The sequence below is a fragment of the Pseudomonas sp. DWP3-1-2 genome (assembly GCF_049896285.1).
GTDB lineage: Bacteria > Pseudomonadota > Gammaproteobacteria > Pseudomonadales > Pseudomonadaceae > Aquipseudomonas.
In genome coordinates this window covers 480,595-500,591 of record NZ_JAFCTZ010000001.1, presented here as the reverse complement: position 1 = coordinate 500,591, position 19,997 = coordinate 480,595, and the positions used below count along the sequence as shown (strand labels likewise).

At 58.8% G+C, this 19,997-nt stretch carries 17 protein-coding genes and 2 riboswitches; of the genes, 11 read left to right on the top strand and 6 right to left on the bottom strand.

The genetic code is table 11. From position 1 onward, the window contains the following. Positions 1 to 3 precede the first annotated feature (3 nt). A complete protein-coding gene (gene cobW, locus ACP7B0_RS02415) occupies positions 4 to 1,068 on the bottom strand; it encodes a cobalamin biosynthesis protein CobW (RefSeq protein ID WP_426139329.1) in 1,065 nt (354 codons plus the stop codon). Positions 1,069 to 1,181: 113 nt separating this feature from the next. After that, positions 1,182 to 1,404, bottom strand: a riboswitch (cobalamin riboswitch). A gap of 78 nt (positions 1,405 to 1,482) precedes the next feature. Continuing rightward, a riboswitch (cobalamin riboswitch) is annotated at positions 1,483 to 1,697 on the top strand. A 102-nt stretch (positions 1,698 to 1,799) separates the two neighbouring features. Between cobW and ACP7B0_RS02410 the strand changes: the two genes are divergently transcribed. The 4 genes from ACP7B0_RS02410 to cobM are packed head-to-tail and all read left to right on the top strand — an operon-like array spanning position 1,800 to position 3,888. Next, complete coding sequence (locus ACP7B0_RS02410) at positions 1,800 to 1,985, top strand: CbtB domain-containing protein (RefSeq protein ID WP_426139328.1); 186 nt, start codon at positions 1,800 to 1,802, stop codon at positions 1,983 to 1,985. Between the two features lie 9 nt (positions 1,986 to 1,994). Further along, positions 1,995 to 2,696, top strand: a complete 702-nt coding sequence (locus tag ACP7B0_RS02405) for a CbtA family protein (RefSeq protein WP_426139327.1) — start codon at positions 1,995 to 1,997, stop codon at positions 2,694 to 2,696. Further along, positions 2,674 to 3,105 carry a cobalamin biosynthesis protein gene (locus ACP7B0_RS02400; protein ID WP_426139326.1) on the top strand — a complete coding sequence of 144 codons (432 nt, stop codon included), beginning with the start codon at positions 2,674 to 2,676 and terminating at the stop codon, positions 3,103 to 3,105. The genes ACP7B0_RS02405 and ACP7B0_RS02400 overlap by 23 nt, the downstream gene beginning before the upstream one ends. A 36-nt stretch (positions 3,106 to 3,141) precedes the next feature. Then, positions 3,142 to 3,888, top strand: coding sequence for a precorrin-4 C(11)-methyltransferase (gene cobM / locus ACP7B0_RS02395; protein WP_426139325.1), 747 nt, complete (start codon positions 3,142 to 3,144; stop codon positions 3,886 to 3,888). A gap of 117 nt (positions 3,889 to 4,005) precedes the next feature. Here cobM and nfuA read toward each other — a convergent pair whose 3' ends face one another. Continuing rightward, complete coding sequence (nfuA, locus tag ACP7B0_RS02390; RefSeq protein ID WP_426139324.1) at positions 4,006 to 4,599, bottom strand: Fe-S biogenesis protein NfuA; 594 nt, start codon at positions 4,597 to 4,599, stop codon at positions 4,006 to 4,008. A gap of 70 nt (positions 4,600 to 4,669) precedes the next feature. Then, positions 4,670 to 5,692: an acyltransferase family protein gene (locus tag ACP7B0_RS02385; RefSeq protein ID WP_426139323.1), complete on the bottom strand. Its 1,023-nt coding sequence runs from the start codon at positions 5,690 to 5,692 to the stop codon at positions 4,670 to 4,672. A gap of 347 nt (positions 5,693 to 6,039) precedes the next feature. Here ACP7B0_RS02385 and metH point away from each other — a divergent pair, with 347 nt between their 5' ends. Together metH and ACP7B0_RS02375 are read left to right on the top strand one after the other, a co-directional pair. After that, positions 6,040 to 9,747, top strand: coding sequence for a methionine synthase (gene metH / locus ACP7B0_RS02380; RefSeq protein ID WP_426139322.1), 3,708 nt, complete (start codon positions 6,040 to 6,042; stop codon positions 9,745 to 9,747). 99 nt (positions 9,748 to 9,846) lie between these two features. Beyond that, positions 9,847 to 10,077, top strand: a complete 231-nt coding sequence (locus tag ACP7B0_RS02375) for a DUF2970 domain-containing protein (protein WP_426139321.1) — start codon at positions 9,847 to 9,849, stop codon at positions 10,075 to 10,077. 11 nt (positions 10,078 to 10,088) lie between these two features. On the opposite strand, the gene ACP7B0_RS02370 is transcribed toward ACP7B0_RS02375, so the two are convergent. Further along, on the bottom strand, positions 10,089 to 11,114 hold the full coding sequence (locus ACP7B0_RS02370) for an ABC transporter substrate-binding protein (protein WP_426139320.1): 1,026 nt from the start codon (positions 11,112 to 11,114) through the stop codon (positions 10,089 to 10,091). Between ACP7B0_RS02370 and ACP7B0_RS02365 the strand changes: the two genes are divergently transcribed. The 3 genes from ACP7B0_RS02365 (at position 11,113) to ACP7B0_RS02355 (ending at position 13,808) form a co-directional block, all read left to right on the top strand. Further along, entirely contained in the window at positions 11,113 to 11,292 is a 180-nt protein-coding gene (locus ACP7B0_RS02365) for a hypothetical protein (protein ID WP_426139319.1), read from the top strand. The two genes, ACP7B0_RS02370 and ACP7B0_RS02365, sit on opposite strands and share 2 nt — an antisense overlap. Positions 11,293 to 11,671: 379 nt before the next feature. Continuing rightward, the gene (locus ACP7B0_RS02360) at positions 11,672 to 13,330 is read left to right on the top strand and encodes a nitrite/sulfite reductase (RefSeq protein ID WP_426139318.1); all 1,659 of its coding nucleotides are present in this window, start codon (positions 11,672 to 11,674) and stop codon (positions 13,328 to 13,330) included. Continuing rightward, positions 13,314 to 13,808, top strand: coding sequence for a DUF934 domain-containing protein (locus tag ACP7B0_RS02355; protein ID WP_426139317.1), 495 nt, complete (start codon positions 13,314 to 13,316; stop codon positions 13,806 to 13,808). Before ACP7B0_RS02360 ends, ACP7B0_RS02355 begins: the two co-directional genes overlap by 17 nt. A gap of 90 nt (positions 13,809 to 13,898) precedes the next feature. Here the strand turns inward: ACP7B0_RS02355 and ACP7B0_RS02350 are convergent, their stop codons facing one another. Both ACP7B0_RS02350 and sohB read right to left on the bottom strand, forming a co-directional pair. Continuing rightward, positions 13,899 to 17,522, bottom strand: coding sequence for an NEL-type E3 ubiquitin ligase domain-containing protein (locus tag ACP7B0_RS02350; RefSeq protein ID WP_426139316.1), 3,624 nt, complete (start codon positions 17,520 to 17,522; stop codon positions 13,899 to 13,901). A 135-nt stretch (positions 17,523 to 17,657) separates the two neighbouring features. Continuing rightward, entirely contained in the window at positions 17,658 to 18,680 is a 1,023-nt protein-coding gene (gene sohB / locus ACP7B0_RS02345; protein ID WP_426139315.1) for a protease SohB, read from the bottom strand. Positions 18,681 to 18,884: 204 nt separating this feature from the next. Between sohB and ACP7B0_RS02340 the strand changes: the two genes are divergently transcribed. Both ACP7B0_RS02340 and ACP7B0_RS02335 read left to right on the top strand, forming a co-directional pair. Then, positions 18,885 to 19,595: a histidine phosphatase family protein gene (locus ACP7B0_RS02340; RefSeq protein WP_426139314.1), complete on the top strand. Its 711-nt coding sequence runs from the start codon at positions 18,885 to 18,887 to the stop codon at positions 19,593 to 19,595. 56 nt (positions 19,596 to 19,651) lie between these two features. Next, positions 19,652 to 19,966 carry an SCP2 sterol-binding domain-containing protein gene (locus ACP7B0_RS02335; RefSeq protein WP_426139312.1) on the top strand — a complete coding sequence of 105 codons (315 nt, stop codon included), beginning with the start codon at positions 19,652 to 19,654 and terminating at the stop codon, positions 19,964 to 19,966. The last annotated feature ends 31 nt before the right edge of the window (positions 19,967 to 19,997 follow it).

Below are 19,997 nucleotides of genomic sequence, written 5' to 3'. Positions count from 1 at the left end.
GGGTCAACCAGCAACCGCGGCACGAAGCTGTGCCTCAAGTACCGCAGCGTCCAGTTTCTGGCCGATCACCACCAAATGAGTCGCGCGCTCTTCGTCAGCGCCCCATGCGCGGTCAAAATGCTTGTCGAAACGGGTGCCTACCCCCTGAATCAGCAGGCGCATCGGTTTGCCCGGAATCGCGGCAAAACCTTTGATGCGCAGAACCCCGTGTTCCACCACCAGTTGCGTCAGGGCGTCGAGCAAGGCGCTTTCATCGGCCTGAGGCAGTTTGATGGAGATGGAGTCGAAGGCATCGTGATCATGATCGTCATGGTCATCGCCTTCGTGATGGTCATGGTGTGTCTTGCGGCCGTCGATATGCTGCTCCGACTCAGCCCCCAGCCCCAGCAAGACGCTGATCGGCAAACGACCGCTGCTGGCTTCGATGACCTTGACTGCGGGCGGCAGTTCTTCACACACCTCGGCGCGCACGGCGGCAATGCCTGCGGCATCGATCAAGTCGGCTTTATTGAGAATGACCAGATCAGCACTGGCCAATTGGTCAGCAAACAGCTCATGCAGTGGCGATTCATGGTCCAGGTTCGGGTCGAGCTTGCGCTGTGCGTCGACCTGATCGGGAAAGGCGGCAAAGGTGCCTGCCAGAAAGGCCGGACTGTCCACCACCGTAATGACCGCATCCACGGTGCAGGCGTTGCGGATTTCCGGCCATTGGAAGGCTTGCACCAGCGGCTTGGGCAGTGCCAGCCCCGACGTCTCGATGAGAATGTGGTCCAGGTCGCCGCGACGGGCCACCAGTTCACGCATGACCGGGAAGAATTCTTCCTGCACGGTGCAACACAGGCAGCCATTGGCCAGCTCGTAAACCCGACCGCTGGCTTCTTCTTCCGTGCAACCGATGGTGCACTGCTTGAGGATTTCGCCGTCGATGCCCAGTTCACCGAACTCGTTGACGATCACTGCAATGCGCCGCCCTTCTGCGTTGTCGAGCATGTGACGCAATAACGTGGTTTTGCCAGAGCCCAGAAAGCCGGTGACGATGGTGACGGGAAGTTTGGCCAGTGTTTTCATCAGGTGCCCTTTGGCAAAGCGGCGGGCAAACAGGACGAAAACCCGGCGACCAGGCGCAGGGTTCGATTCGCCACCGGATCACCCCGCCCGGTTGTAGTGAGAATTCGTCGGGCTTGTTTGCCCGAATCGAGGCAGGTCTCCTGGCTTGCGGCTGCGGATGGAGAGCCCATCAGCTGTTCATGACGCCTTCCCGCTCGTCGCAGTGGCTGTGCCGTGAACCTGACCGCTTACAGTTGCGGGGGCAGCCGCGGCATTGACCGCGTTCCCTTCTTAGCTGTGCCTGACCAGACTGCATGGCAACGGTTGCAGCGCACAGAACCTCGAATGCGCAAGGCTACGCAGTGACCCTCGGCAGGTCAATCACAAGCCGGCACATGGCGCTATCTGATTGACGCTCAACGTCGGCCCATGCTCTCCTGTACGCCTTGTTCGGGTGCCCTTCACAGGGTGAAACGGGAAACCGGTGCGTTCAGGCCTCATGGCTTGAGCAAGTCCGGCGCTGCCCCCGCAACGGTAAATGAGTGAAGAGCCAGATCCACTGTGCTGCTTAGGCATGGGAAGGTGACTCTTTGAGGTTGAGCAATCAGCCCCTCACAAGCCCGGAGACCGGCCCGACATGAAACACATGACAACCTGCGGTGGGCAGGCGCTGTTGAATCTCTTCTGACGTCCGTCAGCCGGGTTTCTTTGCGCGTGTCCCACCTTTTGCCGACATCCAAGAGGGACGCGCCATGTCGATCAGCACCGCCCGCCACGCCGCCAGCACCGTAACCACCCAGACCCAGCGCCTGACCGCCGCCATCAGCGCCGCCATTCTCGGCGCCTGCCTGGTCTATTTTGCGGGCTTTTCCCACATTGACGCCGTACACAATGCTGCCCATGACACGCGTCACAGCGCTGCCTTTCCTTGCCACTGAGAACCGATCATGTTCAAGAGAATTGCTCAAACGGCGGGTTTCACGGGCCTGCTGGCCGCGTTGCTGCTGACCCTGCTGCAAAGCATCTGGGTGGTGCCACTGATTCTGAAAGCCGAAACCTACGAGAATGCGCCCGTCGAACAGGTCCATGAACACGGCGAAAACACCCCCGCCAGCCATGTTCACAACGAAGAGGCGTGGTCGCCGCAAGATGGCTGGCAGCGCGTCGTATCCACCACCGGTGGCAACCTGGTGGTCGCCGTCGGTTTTGCACTGATGCTGGCAGGCCTATACACCCTGCGAGCGCCAGGGAGCACGGCACAAGGCGTGCTGTGGGGGTTGGCGGGCTTTGCCGTGTTTACCCTGGCGCCGACCCTCGGCCTGCCGCCGGAGTTACCGGGCACCGCGGCGGCAGACCTGACCCAACGGCAAGTCTGGTGGATCGGCACTGCCGCCTCCACCGCGGTAGCCCTGGCCTTGATGGTGTTCGGCAAGCATTGGCTGCTCAAGGTGCTGGGCGTGGCGATCCTGCTGGTGCCCCATGTCATCGGCGCGCCACAGCCGCCCGTCCACGAAAGCCTTGCGCCTGAGGCGCTGGAATCCCGATTCAAGATCGCGTCATTGTTGACCAACGCGCTGTTCTGGATAGCCATGGGCGTGATCAGCGCGTGGCTGTTCCGTCGCAACAATGCCGAACTTGATCACGCCTGATCAATTGCAACCGACGTTGGTGGCCGGCATCGGCTGCCAGCGTGGCTGCTCTGCGCGCACACTGTTTGAGTTGATCGAGCCTACTCTGGAGCGTCATGGATTGCAGCTGCAAGACCTCAGTGCCCTGGCGTCTATCGACATCAAGAGCAATGAACCTGGATTGCTTGAGCTGGCTCGCCAGTTGGGTCTGCCGCTGATATTTTTCAGTTCGGCGCAGTTGGCGCCTTTCGAATCGCAGTTGACTCACCGCTCGCCACTGGCCTTTCAGCACACCAAGTGCCACGGCGTGGCAGAGAGCGCGGCACTGGCTTTGGCCAGTCGCTCGGGTCCGGCAACCCTGTTGATACCCCGACTTAAAAGCCAGCAGGCAACATTTGCCTTGGCCAGCGCCCTGGCCCAGGGCCGATAATCGTCCCCTCACCCCGCTATAGATTCTGGAGTTTCCATGACCGTTTTTTTCATCGGCGCAGGCCCCGGCGACCCGGAGCTGATCACGGTCAAGGGCCAACGTCTGATCCGTAGCTGTCCGGTGATCATTTATGCCGGATCGCTGGTGCCAACCGCTGTGCTGGAGGGCCACAACGCCATTCAGGTCAGCAACAGCGCCGAGTTACATCTGGAACAGATCATTGCCCTGATGAAATCCGCTCATGAACAAGGTCTGGATGTGGCACGGGTGCATTCGGGGGACCCGAGCCTGTACGGCGCTATTGGCGAGCAAATCCGTCATCTGCGCGAATTGAACATTCCTTTCGAGATCGTTCCGGGCGTCACCGCCACCGCTGCCTGCGCCGCCTTGCTAGGTGCCGAACTGACGCTGCCGGATATCTCCCAGAGCGTGATCCTGACCCGCTTTGCCGACAAGACCTCCATGCCACCTGGCGAAGAGTTGGCAAGCCTGGCGCAACACCGAGCCACCATGGCGATTCATCTGGGGGTCAACAACCTGCACCGAATCATTGCCGAACTGCTCCCTCATTACGGCAGCGACTGTCCGATTGCAGTGGTGCATCGTGCCAGTTGGCCGGATCAGGATTGGGTGCAGGGGACGTTGGCGGACATCGAGGGCAAGGTTCAGGCCAAAGGTTTCAGGCGTACAGCACTGATTCTGGTAGGTCGGGTATTGGCTGACGACAACTTTGGGGAGTCTTCGCTGTATCGTGCGGGGCATGCGCATTTGTTCAGGCCGTGATTCAGAGCCCTTTGCTGGAGCGAGGCGTGGCCGCGAAAGCGTTATTCCAGGCGATAAACAGGTCGACTGGAATTACGATTCGCGGGCAAGCCTCACTTCAACATGAACACTCACACGTTAGTAATAAGCGTTTTCTTTCTGCGTATGATCGGTAACGTCACGCACACCACTCAGTTCCGGGATGCGTTCAAGCAAGGTGCGCTCGATGCCTTCCTTAAGCGTTACATCAGCCTGACCACAACCCTGGCAACCGCCACCGAATTGCAGCACCGCGATGTTCTTCTCTTCTTCTTCGATGACGTCGATCAGCGTGACCTGACCACCGTGGCTGGCAAGGCCCGGGTTGATCTCGGTTTGCAGGTAGTAACTGATGCGCTCATTGATGGGGCTGTCGGCGTTGACCATCGGGACCTTGGCGTTAGGTGCCTTGATGGTCAGTTGGCCGCCCATGCGGTCAGTGGCGTAATCGACGACGGCATCATCGAGAAACGCCTCGCTGAAGCCATCAATCCAGGCCGTGAAGCTTTTCAGGCCGATAGCCTTGTCTTCCGGCTTTTCTTCGCCCGGCTTGCAATAGGCAATGCAGGTCTCGGCGTATTGCGTGCCAGGCTGGGTAATAAACACACGGATGCCGATGCCCGGGGTGTTCTGCTTTTCCAGCAGATCGGCCAGATAATCGTGGGCAGCATCGGTAATAGTGATAGCGGTCATGAAAATTCCTCGCAGACGTGGCGGCAGTTTACGCCAATCGGATGCGCCTTACAAAGTCCTAGTATTTTTGTCAGGAAATAGCCTGTTGCGTGTCGCTGTCGCGGCGATTGTCCAGCCACTGCTTCATGCGCCGATGCAAACCCTTTTCAATCCACTCGTAGCTGCCCCAGGCACCCAGGCCAATAATGGGCACGCAGACCGCAAACACCCCATAAGGGTTGAGACCGTAATGCTGCGCCGCGAGCAGGCCCAGATACAGCACCAGCACGTGCAGTAAATACACCGAATAGGAGCAATCCCCCAATACCTTCAGCACCCGGTTGCCCCGGAAAATCGGCTCCAGGGAAATGCACGACAGGACGATCAACGCACTGGGTAGCCCCCAGTTGAGCAGGCGCTCCGAGGGCGTCAGGTGATAAATGGTGACCACCGCGACTGCAATGCCGAGCAACGGCAACCAGAGACCCTGCTTGATCCAGCCCTTGCGATAAATGATGCCGATGCCAATGCCCAGCAGAAACTCATAAACGATGTCATTGCCGTAGAAACGGCTGATGACCCCGGAACGGGCCAGTACTTCGCTCACGGCGAACAGCGCGGCGGCAATGATCAACGGGCGGTGACGCTGTTGAAACATAAAGACCGTCGAAAACAGCAGGTAGAACAGCATTTCGTAGTTCAGCGTCCATCCCACATTCAGTGTGGGGTAAAGCCCATAGCCGCCAGGGTTTTCAGAAGGGATGAAGAGCAGCGACAACAGAAAGTTTTGCCAACTGATCACTTGATGAGGCAACAAGGGCGCCGCGACCAACAGAAGCAAGCCCATGACGGCGGTGTAGAACCAGTAAGCGGGCACGATGCGGATAATGCGGTTGACCATGAAACGCCCGGCGGGCATGTCACAATTCTGCGTGGACAGGAAGATCACAAACCCGCTGATGACGAAGAAGATATCGACGCCCACGGCGCCTTTGGAAGAAAAGAACTGGCCTATCGGGCCTGAAGCATGGAAATCAAAAAATATCTGCATGAAGTGATGACACACAACTGCCCACGCGGCGAGTGCCCGCAAGGCTTGAACCGAAATCAACATCTGTAACAACCTCTTGTAGCCTGAAGCATGAACCGAAGTCCGAGGGTGCGAGCCAGCAGCACTTACCCGGACACTCGTCGAGTCGGACCGCATTTTTGGCAAAAAGATCGGAAAAAGACTCGAGAAAGCCCAATTAGTAGATGGCCGCAGGCCATGTCCCATAAGGCTCGTGTCGTTTTTCCGGCACTCAGGCATGCCTCGAAGGGTGTGGTAGAAGATCTACGGTCGCAGTCCGGTAAATCGCCACCAACATGAGCAGTATTCATGCAAAACCGTAATCAACACTAAAAGCGCTCGGGTTTGATATCATTCCGACCTTTCTGTATCGACCTTTTCCAGGTAGCCCTATGTCCGACCGTACCGCTCGCCTTCACGCTCTCCAGCAAGCTCTGCAACAAAGGATTCTGATCCTTGACGGCGGTATGGGCACCATGATCCAGAGCTACCGCCTCGAAGAGCAGGACTACCGAGGCAAGCGTTTTGCTGACTGGCCAAGCGACGTTAAAGGCAACAACGACCTGCTGATCCTGACGCGACCGGACGTGATTGGCGCTATCGAAAAAGCGTACCTGGACGCCGGTGCCGATATTCTCGAAACCAACACGTTTAACGCCACGCAGGTTTCCCAGGCCGACTACGGCATGGAAGCGCTGGTGTACGAGCTGAACGTCGAAGGTGCCCGTCTGGCCCGCAAGGTGGCCGACGCCAAAACCCTGGAAACTCCGGACAAGCCGCGTTTTGTTGCAGGCGTGCTCGGCCCGACCAGCCGCACCTGCTCGCTGTCCCCGGATGTAAACAACCCCGGCTATCGCAACGTCACGTTTGACGAACTGGTGAAAAACTACACCGAAGCCACCAAAGGCTTGATCGAAGGCGGCGCTGACCTGATCCTGATCGAGACCATTTTCGATACGCTCAATGCCAAGGCGGCGATCTTTGCCGTGCAGGGCGTATTCGAGGAAATCGGCTTTGAATTGCCGATCATGATTTCCGGGACCATCACTGACGCTTCCGGCCGGACGCTTTCCGGGCAGACCACCGAAGCATTCTGGAACTCGGTCAGCCACGCCAAGCCTATTTCCGTGGGCCTGAACTGCGCCTTGGGCGCGAGCGAGTTGCGACCTTATCTGCAAGAGTTGTCCAATAAGGCCAACACGCGGATTTCTGCGCACCCCAACGCGGGCTTGCCCAACGAGTTCGGCGAGTACGACGAAACCCCGGCGCAAACCGCGCTGGTCATCGAAGAGTTCGCCCAAAGCGGCTTCCTTAATATCGTCGGCGGCTGCTGCGGCACCACCCCCGGCCATATCAAGGCCATCGCCGAAGCCGTCAGCAAATACGCGCCGCGGGCGATCCCGGACATCCCCAAAGCCTGCCGCCTGTCGGGTCTTGAGCCATTCACCATTGATCGCCAGTCGCTGTTCGTGAACGTCGGCGAGCGCACCAACATCACCGGCTCTGCCCGCTTTGCCCGTCTGATCCGTGAAGATAACTACACCGAAGCCCTGGAAGTCGCCCTGCAACAGGTCGAGGCCGGCGCTCAGGTGATCGATATCAACATGGACGAAGGCATGCTGGATTCGAAGAAGGCCATGGTGACCTTCCTCAACCTGATTGCCGGCGAGCCCGATATCTCCCGCGTGCCGATCATGATCGACTCCTCCAAATGGGAAGTGATCGAAGCCGGCCTCAAGTGCATTCAGGGCAAGGGCATCGTCAACTCCATCAGCATGAAGGAAGGCGTGGAGCAGTTCATTCATCACGCCAGACTGTGCAAGCGCTACGGCGCGGCCGTGGTGGTCATGGCCTTTGACGAGCACGGTCAGGCCGACACCGAAGCGCGCAAGAAAGAAATCTGCAAGCGCTCATATGACATTCTGGTCAATGAAGTGGGCTTCCCGCCGGAAGACATCATTTTCGACCCGAACATCTTCGCCATTGCCACCGGCATCGAAGAGCACAACAACTACGCGGTCGACTTTATCAATGCCTGCGCCTACATCCGCGACAACCTGCCCTATGCGCTGACGTCGGGCGGCGTGTCCAACGTGTCGTTCTCGTTCCGTGGCAACAACCCGGTGCGCGAGGCGATTCACTCGGTGTTCCTGCTGCATGCCATTCGCAACGGGCTGACCATGGGCATCGTCAACGCCGGTCAGCTGGAGATCTACGACCAGATCCCGGCGGAACTGCGCGACTGTGTGGAAGACGTGGTGCTCAACCGCAACCCCGAAGGCACGGATGCGCTGCTGGCCATCGCCGACAAGTTCAAGGGCGATGGCAGCGTCAAGGAAGCAGAAACCGAAGAATGGCGTGGCTGGCCGGTCAACAAGCGACTGGAACATGCGCTGGTCAAAGGCATCACCACGCACATCGTCGAAGACACTGAAGAATCCCGTCAGTCATTTGCGCGCCCTATCGAAGTCATCGAAGGCCCGCTGATGTCCGGCATGAATATCGTCGGCGACCTGTTTGGTTCGGGGAAAATGTTCCTGCCCCAAGTGGTGAAGTCGGCTCGGGTCATGAAGCAGGCCGTGGCCCACCTGATCCCTTTTATCGAGCTGGAAAAAGGCGACAAGCCGGAAGCCAAGGGCAAGATCCTCATGGCGACGGTCAAGGGCGACGTGCACGATATCGGTAAAAACATCGTCGGCGTGGTGCTGGGCTGCAACGGCTACGACATTGTCGACCTGGGCGTGATGGTGCCTGCGGAAAAAATCCTGCAGGTTGCCAAAGAGCAAAAGTGCGACATCATCGGCCTGTCCGGCCTGATCACGCCTTCTCTGGACGAAATGGTCCACGTCGCCCGGGAAATGCAGCGCCAGGACTTCCACCTGCCCTTGATGATCGGCGGCGCGACGACGTCCAAAGCCCACACCGCGGTGAAGATCGAACCCAAATACAGCAATGACGCTGTTATCTACGTCACCGACGCCTCCCGCGCGGTGGGCGTAGCGACGCAGTTGCTGTCCAAAGAGCTGAAACCGGCGTTTATCGAAAAGACCCGCCTGGAATACATCGAGGTCCGCGAGCGGACCTCGGCTCGCAGCGCCCGCACCGAGCGTCTGAGCTATGGCGCGGCCGTCGCGAAGAAGCCGCAGTTCGACTGGGCCGCCTATACCCCGGTCAAACCCACGTTTACCGGCGCCAAGGTGCTGGAAAACATTGATCTGGACGTGTTGGCCGAGTACATCGACTGGACACCGTTCTTCATTTCCTGGGACCTGGCCGGCAAATACCCGCGCATTCTCACCGACGAAGTCGTGGGTGAAGCGGCGACGTCGCTGTTTGCCGACGCTCAGGAAATGCTGCGCAAGTTGATCGACGAGAAGCTGATCAGTGCCCGGGCGGTCTTCGGTTTCTGGCCCGCCAATGAGGTGGATGACGATGATCTGGAGGTCTACGGCGACGACGCGCAACCCCTGACACGGCTGCACCATTTGCGTCAGCAGATCATCAAGACTGACGGCAAGCCGAACTTCTCCCTGGCCGACTTCGTTGCCCCCAAAAGCAGCGGCGTCCAGGACTACATCGGTGGTTTCATCACCACCGCGGGTATCGGCGCGGAAGAGGTTTCCAAGGCTTATCAGGACAAAGGCGACGATTACAACGCAATCATGGTCAAGGCCCTGGCCGACCGTCTTGCCGAAGCCTGCGCCGAGTGGCTGCACCAGCAGGTCCGAAAGGAATACTGGGGTTACGCCAAGGACGAGCAATTGGGCAACGACGAACTGATCAAGGAGCAATACGTCGGCATCCGCCCTGCCCCCGGCTATCCGGCCTGCCCGGACCATACCGAAAAAGGCACCTTGTTCGAACTGCTGGACCCGATGCCCGATGGGCGCCCTGGCAAGAGCGGCGTATTCCTCACCGAGCATTACGCGATGTTCCCGGCAGCGGCGGTCAGTGGCTGGTACTTCGCGCACCCTCAGGCGCAGTACTTCGCGGTAGGCAAGGTCGACAAGGATCAGGTTGAGAGCTACACCGCCCGCAAACGCCAGGACCTGAGCGTCACCGAGCGCTGGCTGGCGCCCAACCTGGGTTATGACGAGTAATCCGGGCCAGTCGTGAGTGGATAAGAAAGGAGCGCAACCCTGCGCTCCTTTTTTTCGCCTAAGCTTTCGGGACCGCTTCGACGCCGACTGCGAGGACGTATGGACGACCCTCTCAACACCTCACCCGATGGCAAGCCCCCTACCTTCTGGCAAATGCTGCACAGCGTCATGGCTGCGGCGTTCGGGGTCCAGAGCGGCAAAAATCGCGAGCGGGATTTTACCCACGGCAAGCCCATGCACTTTGTGGCGTTGGGTCTGCTGTTCACGATTATTTTCGCCGCTGCGCTCTTTGGCGTGGTCCAGCTGGTCATGCACTTTGCAACCCGCTAGACGCCGCAGTATCAAGGCGCGAGGGTCTTGCGAACGAATTCATACTCGCTGCCTGGCGGCTTGCCCTTGAGACTCAGGCGTCGCACGTCCACGCCAAAGTCAGCGCGACGACTCACGGCACGAATCCGGGTGATTTCCCCGGGTGCCAACAGCCGCATCAGCTGCGCTTCCCGTGCCCCGATCTTCTTGCGCGCTGCGGGCGCAGTGGCCTCATAGTCGTGCAATAGCACGATGGCCAGTCCTCCGAGCATGAAGTGGCCTCCGGCAATAACATTGAGTTGGCCCTCTTGTACCGCTCTCAAGGCAGCCGGCGACCAATTGATCGAGCTGAACAACACATCCTTGCCCGGTTGCTGGCCGCTTTCGGTCACAGCGTCCATCACACCAAAGGCCATCTGATCATTGGCGGTCCAGATCAAACGTGTTTGGGGGTAACGCTTGAGGAGAATGCGCGCCTGTTCCAGCGCACGATCGCGCCGCCAGCCGCCGAGCACGATCTGTCGCAAATGGACTTCAGGGTGCTCTGCCAGTGCGCGATACAGGCCCTGCTCCCGGTGCACCGAAACCGGGGTGCTGCTGGTGCCCGCGAACGCCAGCAGCTCGATAGGTTGCCCATTGCCGCTGGCCGTACCGAGGCGGATCAGCTGGCTCGCCGTCAAATACCCGGCTTCTTCATCATTGCCCACCAGGCTGCCGATGAAGTCAGGGTAATTCTCCGCCAGGTCGCCAACGATACGTATTTGATTGGCCGTCAACGTGTTGTTCACGGCAAACAGTTTCACGCCACTGCCTTTGGAAAGCCGGAGGATTTCCGGCGCCACGTTCAGCTCGTTGGAGAACACCAGATAGTCCGGCCGCTCAACGCCCTGTAACGCCTCACGTGCGAAGGCCAGCAACTTACGGGTGTCCCGGTCGGTGTAGAGCACCTCCAGGGACATATCGAACTTTGCTGCCGCAGCCTGCATGAAATTGCCATACGCCAACCAATAACCGTCAGTGACAGGGCCCGGGTTGAGAAACACCACAGACACTGCCATGGCAGAGTTCGCCCAAATGCTGGCGGCGATGATGAGCGAAGCACGCACCAAACGGTTGGTAGCAGTAAACGATGTGATGAAAGAGCCGGACATATTCCCGCCAAAAAAGGCCTGTGAACCTTTATCGGCTGGTATTTCGATAACCTGTACCGCTATTTCAATTCCAATGACTCACTGATGGCTGACCCAGAATACCGCGGCCCCCACGACCAGAATAATGATGAAGAAAATAGCCCAGGCATCCACGTGGCTGTCGGTTTTGCTTACTTTCGGATGATTGCTCATTGCATCCCTCTTGTCTGTCTTATGGGTTGCTGCAAAAAAGAGCTGAAGGTCACACTCATCGACGGTCGGCTCGACCTCATTAAAGTCAAGGCATGCCCTTATGACAAGCAGGGTTATGCAGACAAGACCAGCGACTTAGAACTTTTGGTTCTGTGCATATATTCAAACTTCACTTTTGCGCATAACTGCAAACTGGTATCTTCCCTCGGCTCCGTTGGGAGTGCGCGGCCGTGCGCGCAGATTTGCCGTTATTGCCTGAGAACAGGACTTATATGTACGTATACGACGAGTACGATCAGCGGATCATCGAGGACCGCGTCAAGCAGTTCCGTGATCAGACCCGACGCTACCTGGCGGGGGAACTCAGCGAAGAGGAGTTTCGTCCGCTGCGCCTGCAAAATGGCCTCTATATCCAGCGTTTTGCGCCGATGTTGCGTGTGGCGGTGCCTTACGGCCAGCTCACTTCCCGTCAGGCGCGCATGATGGCGAAGATTGCCCGGGACTACGACAAGGGCTACGCGCACATCAGCACCCGTCAGAACGTTCAGTTCAACTGGCCGGCGCTGGAAGACATTCCCGACATTCTGGCTGAGCTGGCCACCGTGCAGATGCACGCGATCCAGACCAGCGGCAACTGCCTGCGCAACGTGACCACTGATCAATTCGCCGGTGTGGCCGCCGACGAAATCGTGGACCCGCGTCCGTGGTGTGAAATCGTTCGCCAATGGACGACCTTCCACCCGGAATTCGCCTACCTGCCGCGCAAATTCAAAATCGCTATCAATGGTTCCAGCACTGACCGTGCCGCCATTGAAGTGCACGACATCGGCCTTGAGCCGGTGCTCAACGCTGCCGGCGAGCTGGGCTTTCGCGTGCTCGTCGGCGGTGGCCTGGGACGGACTCCGGTAGTGGGTGCATTTATCAATGAGTTTCTGCCTTGGCAGGACCTGCTGAGCTACCTCGACGCCATCCTGCGGGTCTACAACCGTTACGGCCGTCGCGATAACAAATACAAGGCCCGCATCAAGATTCTGGTCAAGGCGCTGACCCCCGAAGTGTTCGCCGAAAAGGTCGAGGCGGAAATGGCCTACCTGCGTGGCGGCCAGACCACCTTGACCGACGCTGAAGTCCATCGCGTTGCCAAGCACTTCGTCGACCCCGAATACAAAACCCTGGCTGATCAGTCTGCGGAACTGGCGGCGCTGGATCAACAGCACCCAGGCTTCGCCCGCTGGCGCACCCGCAACGTCTTGGCCCATAAAAAGCCTGGCTACGTGGCCGTGACCCTGTCGCTCAAGCCCACCGGTGTTGCGCCGGGCGATCTGACCGACAAGCAACTGGACGGCGTTGCCGATCTGGCCGACCGCTACAGCTTTGGTCAGTTGCGCACATCCCATGAGCAGAACATCATTTTGGCTGACGTCGAGCAGGCCCAACTGTTCGCTCTGTGGAATGAGTTGCGCGAGCAAGGCTTCGCCACGCCGAACATTGGCCTGCTGACCGACATCATCTGCTGCCCCGGTGGCGACTTCTGCTCCCTGGCCAATGCCAAGTCCATCCCGATTGCCGAATCCATCCAGCGCCGTTTCGACGACCTGGATTACCTGTTCGACATCGGCGAGCTGGACCTGAACATTTCCGGCTGCATGAATGCCTGCGGCCACCACCACGTGGGTCACATCGGCATTTTGGGCGTGGACAAGAAAGGCGAAGAGTTCTATCAGGTTTCACTGGGTGGCAGCGCCAGCCGCGACGCCAGCCTGGGCAAGATTCTCGGCCCGTCCTTCGCCCAGGACGTGATGCCGGATGTGATCGAGAAGCTGATCGACGTCTATGTTGAAAAACGTAACGAAGACGAGCGCTTCATTGATACCTACCAGCGTATTGGTATCGACCCATTCAAGGAGCGCGTCTATGCAGCGAATCATTAAGAACAACGAAGTCATCGACGAAACCTGGCACTTGCTGCCCAAGGACGCCTCCTTCGATGGTGTGTCCAACTGTGATGACCTGATCGTGCCGCTGGCGTTGTGGCGCGAGCACTCGCACGCGCTGAAGGCCCGTGACGGCGGCCTGGGTGTATGGCTGGACAGCGACGAAGAAGCTGAGGAAATCGGCGATGACGTCCATGAGTTCCAGGTCATCGCCTTGAACTTCCCGGCGTTCACCGACGGCCGCAGCTTCTCAAACGCCCGTTTGTTGCGTGACCGCTACGGCTTCAAGGGCGAGCTACGCGCCATTGGTGACGTCCTGCGCGATCAACTGTTCTACATGCACCGCTGTGGTTTCGATGCGTTTGCGATTCGTGCCGACAAAGACCCTTACGAAGCCCTTGAAGGCCTCAAGGATTTTTCCGTGACGTATCAGGCAGCCGCCGACGAGCCATTGCCGCTGTTCCGCAGACGCTGATACCAGCGCAGCGCGGTGCTGACTTTTTGCATCGCTGAGTCAATCGAAAGCCCGGACCGGGGATACGGTCCGGGCTTTCGCGGTTTTAACTTAAACAGTATTGGCGCCGGGGCCGCCCGCCAGCTCTGCCTGAGTCAGTTGCTTCATCAGGGTGGTTTCATCGGCCTTGCGTTGACGCAGGATTTCGTCAGCCGCCTGTTTGTAGGCGCCATCGGTCATGGTTCCTTTTTCCAGCCGATCATCAAGGGCGTCCATTCGCCATTCAGTGGGCTTGCGACAAGCAAGAAACTCGTCTTGATAGCGGGTTTCCAGATACTTCACCCAAAACTCCCGCGTCAGCGCGAACTCAACCAGGGCATCCTGGGTTTCGCTGGCCAGAACAATCTGCTCTGCCCTGTCCAGCATGGCCTGAGAGACAGCCGCCGACGTGGAAAACTGCATGGTCCGGGTGCTGACAGGCAGTTCAAGCCGACTTGCCAGCCCCACGCGATAGGCCAGCAGCACCTCTACATCCTCGATGAAATCTGTTCGCCCTGCGATATCCAGTCGGGCAACACCGTCGACTTCTTCAAGACGAAACAACCCTCGCACCAATTTCATCAGATGTGGGCCTTCATGGCCGGCAACCGCGAGTGAACGCGCCTGGGTCACCAGCACTTCCAGTTCCATGTTGCTGAACATGACTGTTGCGCCATCGACACAGGTTTCCGGGTTAGCGGCCATGGCCATCAAGCGACTGCGCAATGCCGGGTCATCGGCACCTGCCTGCATGAGCTGCCAGACTCTATCGGACACTGACGCGGGCGACAGATTGAAATCGGCAGAGTTACGCAAGCGGGTGAGCACCCCGAAAAAATCCTCTGCGTTCTCCTGCGTCCAGTACAGGTCCCACACAGCCCGTCTTGCCGTGCGCTCCAGCGCGGGCGTGCGTTGCAGCCAGAAATCCACATCATCCAATGGCTCGACGGAAAACGACGGCCCGCCAATCCGGGCGATCCGCGCCCGTGTGGCGACCGAAAGCGGATTGCCGTCCAGCAACGTATGGTTGCCCGCGCCTGGCGTCGTGAAGAAGGTATCGGGCAGTGTCGCGATGCGGTTGTTCCTTAGATCAAGCGCAACCATTTCAGGCAATTCGAACGCACCAACCGGGGCCTGCTCGATGCCGGTGCTGCGCAGAAACAGGTTGACCAGTCGGGGCATGGAGCTCACGTCCAGCAGCGGTCCCAAGGGATTGCGCTCCAGATTCAGAAGCCGCAAGGTCCTGAGGGGCCTGAGCTGTGCCATCATGAACGGTGACAGGACGATCCGGTTATTCGCCAGACTCAATCGTGTGAGGGCTCTCAACCCCCCGATGTTAGTGGGCAAACCCCGCAAAAAATTGTTCTCCATGTTCAACCAGCGCAGGTTCGGGGTTTTCGCCAGCAACTCGTTGGCGCTCTGCTCCGAAATGAAGGTGCGCGACAGGTTGACTGCCGTGACATGACTGAAATCCCCCGGCAAATGAGGCAAGTCACCGATTTCCATACCGTGCAGGTCGAGCACATAACCATTGATACGCAGCGCGACGGGGCCGTCTGTCGGCGTCAGTCGCTGCCAGCACCGCCTGATCATATCCGCTGCCTGACGCCGGGCCATGGGTAAAATCGGCACGGTAGAGGTGTCTGTCACTGCGCGCCAGGTCATGGGGCCGCGGACCCAACGGTCCAGCGCGCGGTCCAGTGATCGGTACTCGGTGGTCAGGCGCGCCAGCTGGATTTCCACGGAAGTCCCGTTGGCACGCAATTCGGCAAGAAAGTCAGCGGTCTGATCCGCCGTGAATCCGGGGTACAGCGCTTTGACTTGCTCATTGAGCGATGGCCCCGGCGGTATCGGCGCGCCTGCGGAACCGGCCTGATTGCCGTCCATTCCACCCTTGAGGCCACCCGGATCAATGTCCCACTGACCGGTCTCCAGCTGTTTGACAAAAGGCCCCGGTTTGCCGGTGCCATCAGACGAGATGATCCGCCACTGGCGGGCAGTTTGCTCCCATCGAACCTGGTAAGCCTTGTCGTGCAGGCCCAGGAAATACCGGCCATCCCGGTGGTAAATATCCAGCAGGCCGTTCGGGCCGTGAATGGTCGGCTGACCCTGAACCGAGTCTGCGGGGGCCTCGAACGTGCGCAACGACGCACGCAGTCGCTCATCGAGCGATCGCAGGTTCGCGGGTGCGTAATCGAACCTCGGCCTGACGACACTGCCTGCTTCCAGCTCGGCATCGTCCGGCGAACCTGCCAGCGGCTTGAGCTTCGTGGACACGACGTCCAGTTGCTCAGCGGCTGCCTGCGCATCACTGGTCGCCGCGATAAGGGGTTCGACCACGAACGGAAGTGCATTCAATACGCCGAACACCACGCGCTGCCCGCCTTTCTGGCGCGCCTGGTAAGTCCGGCCTTTCACGGCTTGCCGGGTGCCCACCCCCATCAGGGAAACAGAGAGCCCGATCATGAATGGAATCGCTTCAGGCACCGCCAACGCGACAACGCCTGTGAAAATCAGGCTGCGGTTGAGCCCTTCGGCAAAGCCTTCCCACCGCGCATCGCCCTGGGTATGGATGCTGAACCTGGCATCGGACTGCAAGCGCTGGACCATCCAGTCGCGCACCTGAATGAAAGGATCACCGTGGATTTTCTTTCCTGCATGGACGATGTGACGAGGCGACCACGTCCCTGTGGCGCTGTTGAGCGCTCGGGGATAGCGGGCAACGCCCTCGAGGGCACTGCGCAGCCCGCTGATAAACAGCCCGTCGCCATCCTCCTGCTCGGGAAAGTGGCCCTCCAGTGCCCGCCGCTTTGCGGGATCCCTACATTGCTCGGCCACCCATCGAGCGAGTTCGGCGTCATTGACGAACCCGTGAAGCGGAGAAGCGTTGCCGGGGATGTACAGCACCACACGGCCCGATGACGAGTCTTTGATGACCAAGGCATCGGTGGCGCAGTATCGGTGTACCTTGAATGGCGCAACAAAGACATGGGGATCAACACCAAGGGCGCTTTCAAGCATTTCGACTGTCAGAGCGTGCCATTGCAGTGTAAGCGGCAGGCCCAGGCTGCGCAGAACAAGCTGCTGATCGACTTCACGCAGGCTGTTTTCATCCCGCTGTAAAAACGCCGCTTTGATGAGTGCTGCCTTACCCAGTACCGGATAGTCCTTGGCATGTTCGTTGACGAATTGCTTGAGATAGCGCTGATACTGCCCGCGCAGGTCGGTTTCCCAGACAAATTTCCTGAAGTGAGCCGGATCGATATTGAGGTGGGTTTCAGCGTCGTAGGTTTGCGGCTCACGTCGCAGATACAGCGCTTCATAGACCCTGGGTCGAACAGGCAGCCCATGCTCCTGCACAAGGCGCAGGGGCACACCACCAGGACGATAGGCTTGTACGGCCCCCAGACCACTGAATAGCGTGACGTGCTGCTGCCACTTGTTCAGCAATGCCTCGGTCAGGGACAGCGAGGTGTGCAGTGTTGCGGGGTAAGGGGGATCCGATGGCACCTGATGGTAGATAAACGTGTTCAGGCGAACATCATCGGGCTCGATATCCAGTTGCCAATGTTCTTTCACGTAAGCCTTGATGAGCTGACGGGCATAACTGGCAGGGCTTTTTACGACGATGCCCCGGGCGGCGATATAAGCATCCAGCGCCGGGTTGGCGTAGGGGGAATTAACGGTGGCAGGCACGCTGCAATCTCCTTATTGCAATGACAAGCCCCCGAGCCTATCAATGCAAAAGGAGTGAAACGGTTGTGATAATTACCGCCCCGGGTCCGACGACCGCCACTCATGGCTGACGTCGAACAGAAACGCGGCAGTCACTTACCAGAAACGCTGCTGAGTCAGACGATTCCACCAGCTCACCAGCAAGCGGTCCACTGAACCGCTTGCGGCCAGACCGACACGCTCCTGCAGGCTTTTGCGCTGAGCGTAATGCAGGTGAAATACGTCGGCGGTTTTGGCGCGCTCGGACAGGTATTCATCGCTGGTCTTGAGTTCATCGACCAGTTGGTTATCCAGCGCGGCGATACCCAGCCAGACTTCACCCGTGGCCACTTCATCAATGGCCAGCTGTGGCCGGTAGCGCGCCACGAAGTTCTTGAACAAGTCATGGGTGATATCCAGATCTTCCTGGAACTTCTCGCGGCCTTTCTCGGTGTTTTCGCCAAACACGGTCAAGGTGCGCTTGTATTCGCCCGCCGTCAGCACTTCAAAATCGATGTCGTGCTTCTTGAGCAGGCGGTTGACGTTAGGCAACTGAGCAACCACGCCAATCGAGCCGAGAATCGCAAAAGGAGCACTGATGATCCTGTTACCGATGCAGGCCATCATGTAGCCGCCGCTGGCCGCCACCTTGTCGATGCAAATGGTCAGGGGAATGCCCGCCTGACGAATCCGCGCCAGCTGCGAGGAGGCAAGGCCGTAACTGTGGACCATGCCGCCGCCGCTTTCCAGACGCAAAACCACTTCATCCTTGTCGGTCGCCAGCGTCAGCAACGCGGTGATTTCGTGGCGCATGCTTTCAGTGGCCGACGCCTTGATGTCGCCATCGAAATCCAGGACATAAACCCGAGGTTTGGGGTCAGCCAGCTTTTTCTCTTTTTTCAGGGTCTTGGCCTGCGCCTTGCGCAAGGCTTTGACGCGCTCCTTGTCCAGCAGCGACTGCTCAAGACGTTCACGCAACCCTTTGTAGAAGTCATTGAGTTTAGTGACCTGCAACTGCCCGGCGGACCGGCGTCGGCCCTTGCCGCGCATGGAGGCGATAGCGACAAGCACAACGACGATTGCGATAACCAGCGTGACCGTTTTGGCCAGGAAACTGGCGTAATCGGCTAAAAACTCCACAGATACTCCTCACATGGATGTGTGCCCTCTCCAAACAAGGGCAGCTAACCGCTCAAGCATACCGACGCCGCTGAGCGGCGACCAGCCGGACGTCGCTGCAAACCCTCATCCAGCTCATTCAAACAAGCGTATGTTTTTTCATTGACACGCTCTTGGCATCCTCATAACCTCGCAAAACTTTCAACGTACCGGGATGACGCGGACGTGGGCAGCATCTATTTGATACGACATGGCCAGGCTTCGTTCGGTGCAGACGACTACGACGTCCTGTCGCCCATCGGAATTCGTCAGGCCGAAGTCCTGGGTGAGCACTTGGCTCAACTGGGCGTGAACTTCGATCGATGCATTGCCGGTGGCTTGCGCCGCCAACAGCACACCGCCCAGGCCGCAATGGCTCAATTCACGGCCCTTGATCTGCCCGCCCCCGATCTGGAAGTCAACCGCGCCTTCGATGAGTTCGACGCCGATGCGGTGATCCGCGCCCTGCTCCCGGCCATGCTTGCCGATGAACCGCAAGCGCTGCATGTGATGCGCAACGCCGCAGAACACCGGGCCGAGTTCCAGCGTCTGTTCGCCCTGGTAATCGCTCGCTGGCTCAGCGGCCGTTACGACACCCCTAGTTTGCAAAGCTGGCCTGAGTTTGTCGCTCAGGTTCAGTCCGGGCTGCTTGGCATACTTGAAGACGCGCGGCCAGATGCGCGTGTTGCCGTCTTCACTTCCGGCGGCACTATTACCGCCCTGCTGCATCTGATTACCCAGATACCTGCACAGCAGGCATTTGAACTCAACTGGCAAATCGTCAACACCTCGCTCAACCTGCTGAAGTTTCGTGGTCGCGAGGTGGCTTTGGCCTCCTTCAACAGTCAGGCTCACTTGCAACTGTTGAAGGCACCGGATCTCATCACTTATCGCTGAGTCCGACCTATCCTGTTCTTCGGGACATCGACATCACCACAATAAAGGATCGAACCATGACCTCTGTAGCTGACGCCGTACAAGCAATGAAAGCCAAGTTCAACCCAAGTGCCGCTGCAGGCCTGGACCTGGTATTCGGTTTCCGCATCGACGAAACCCAGAACTTCTCGTTGATCGTCAAGGACAGCACCTGCGAACTGCAGGAAGGCGAAAATCCGGACGCCCAAGTGACGCTGGTCATGGACGGCGAAACCCTCAAGGGCATTGTCAGCGGTGAAACCGATGGCATGCAGGCTTTCATGGGCGGCAAGCTGCGCGCTGAAGGCGACATGATGTTGGCCATGAAGTTGAGCGAGCTGTTCCCGGCCTGATTACAGCCTGTTTGCATGAAAAACCGGAGCC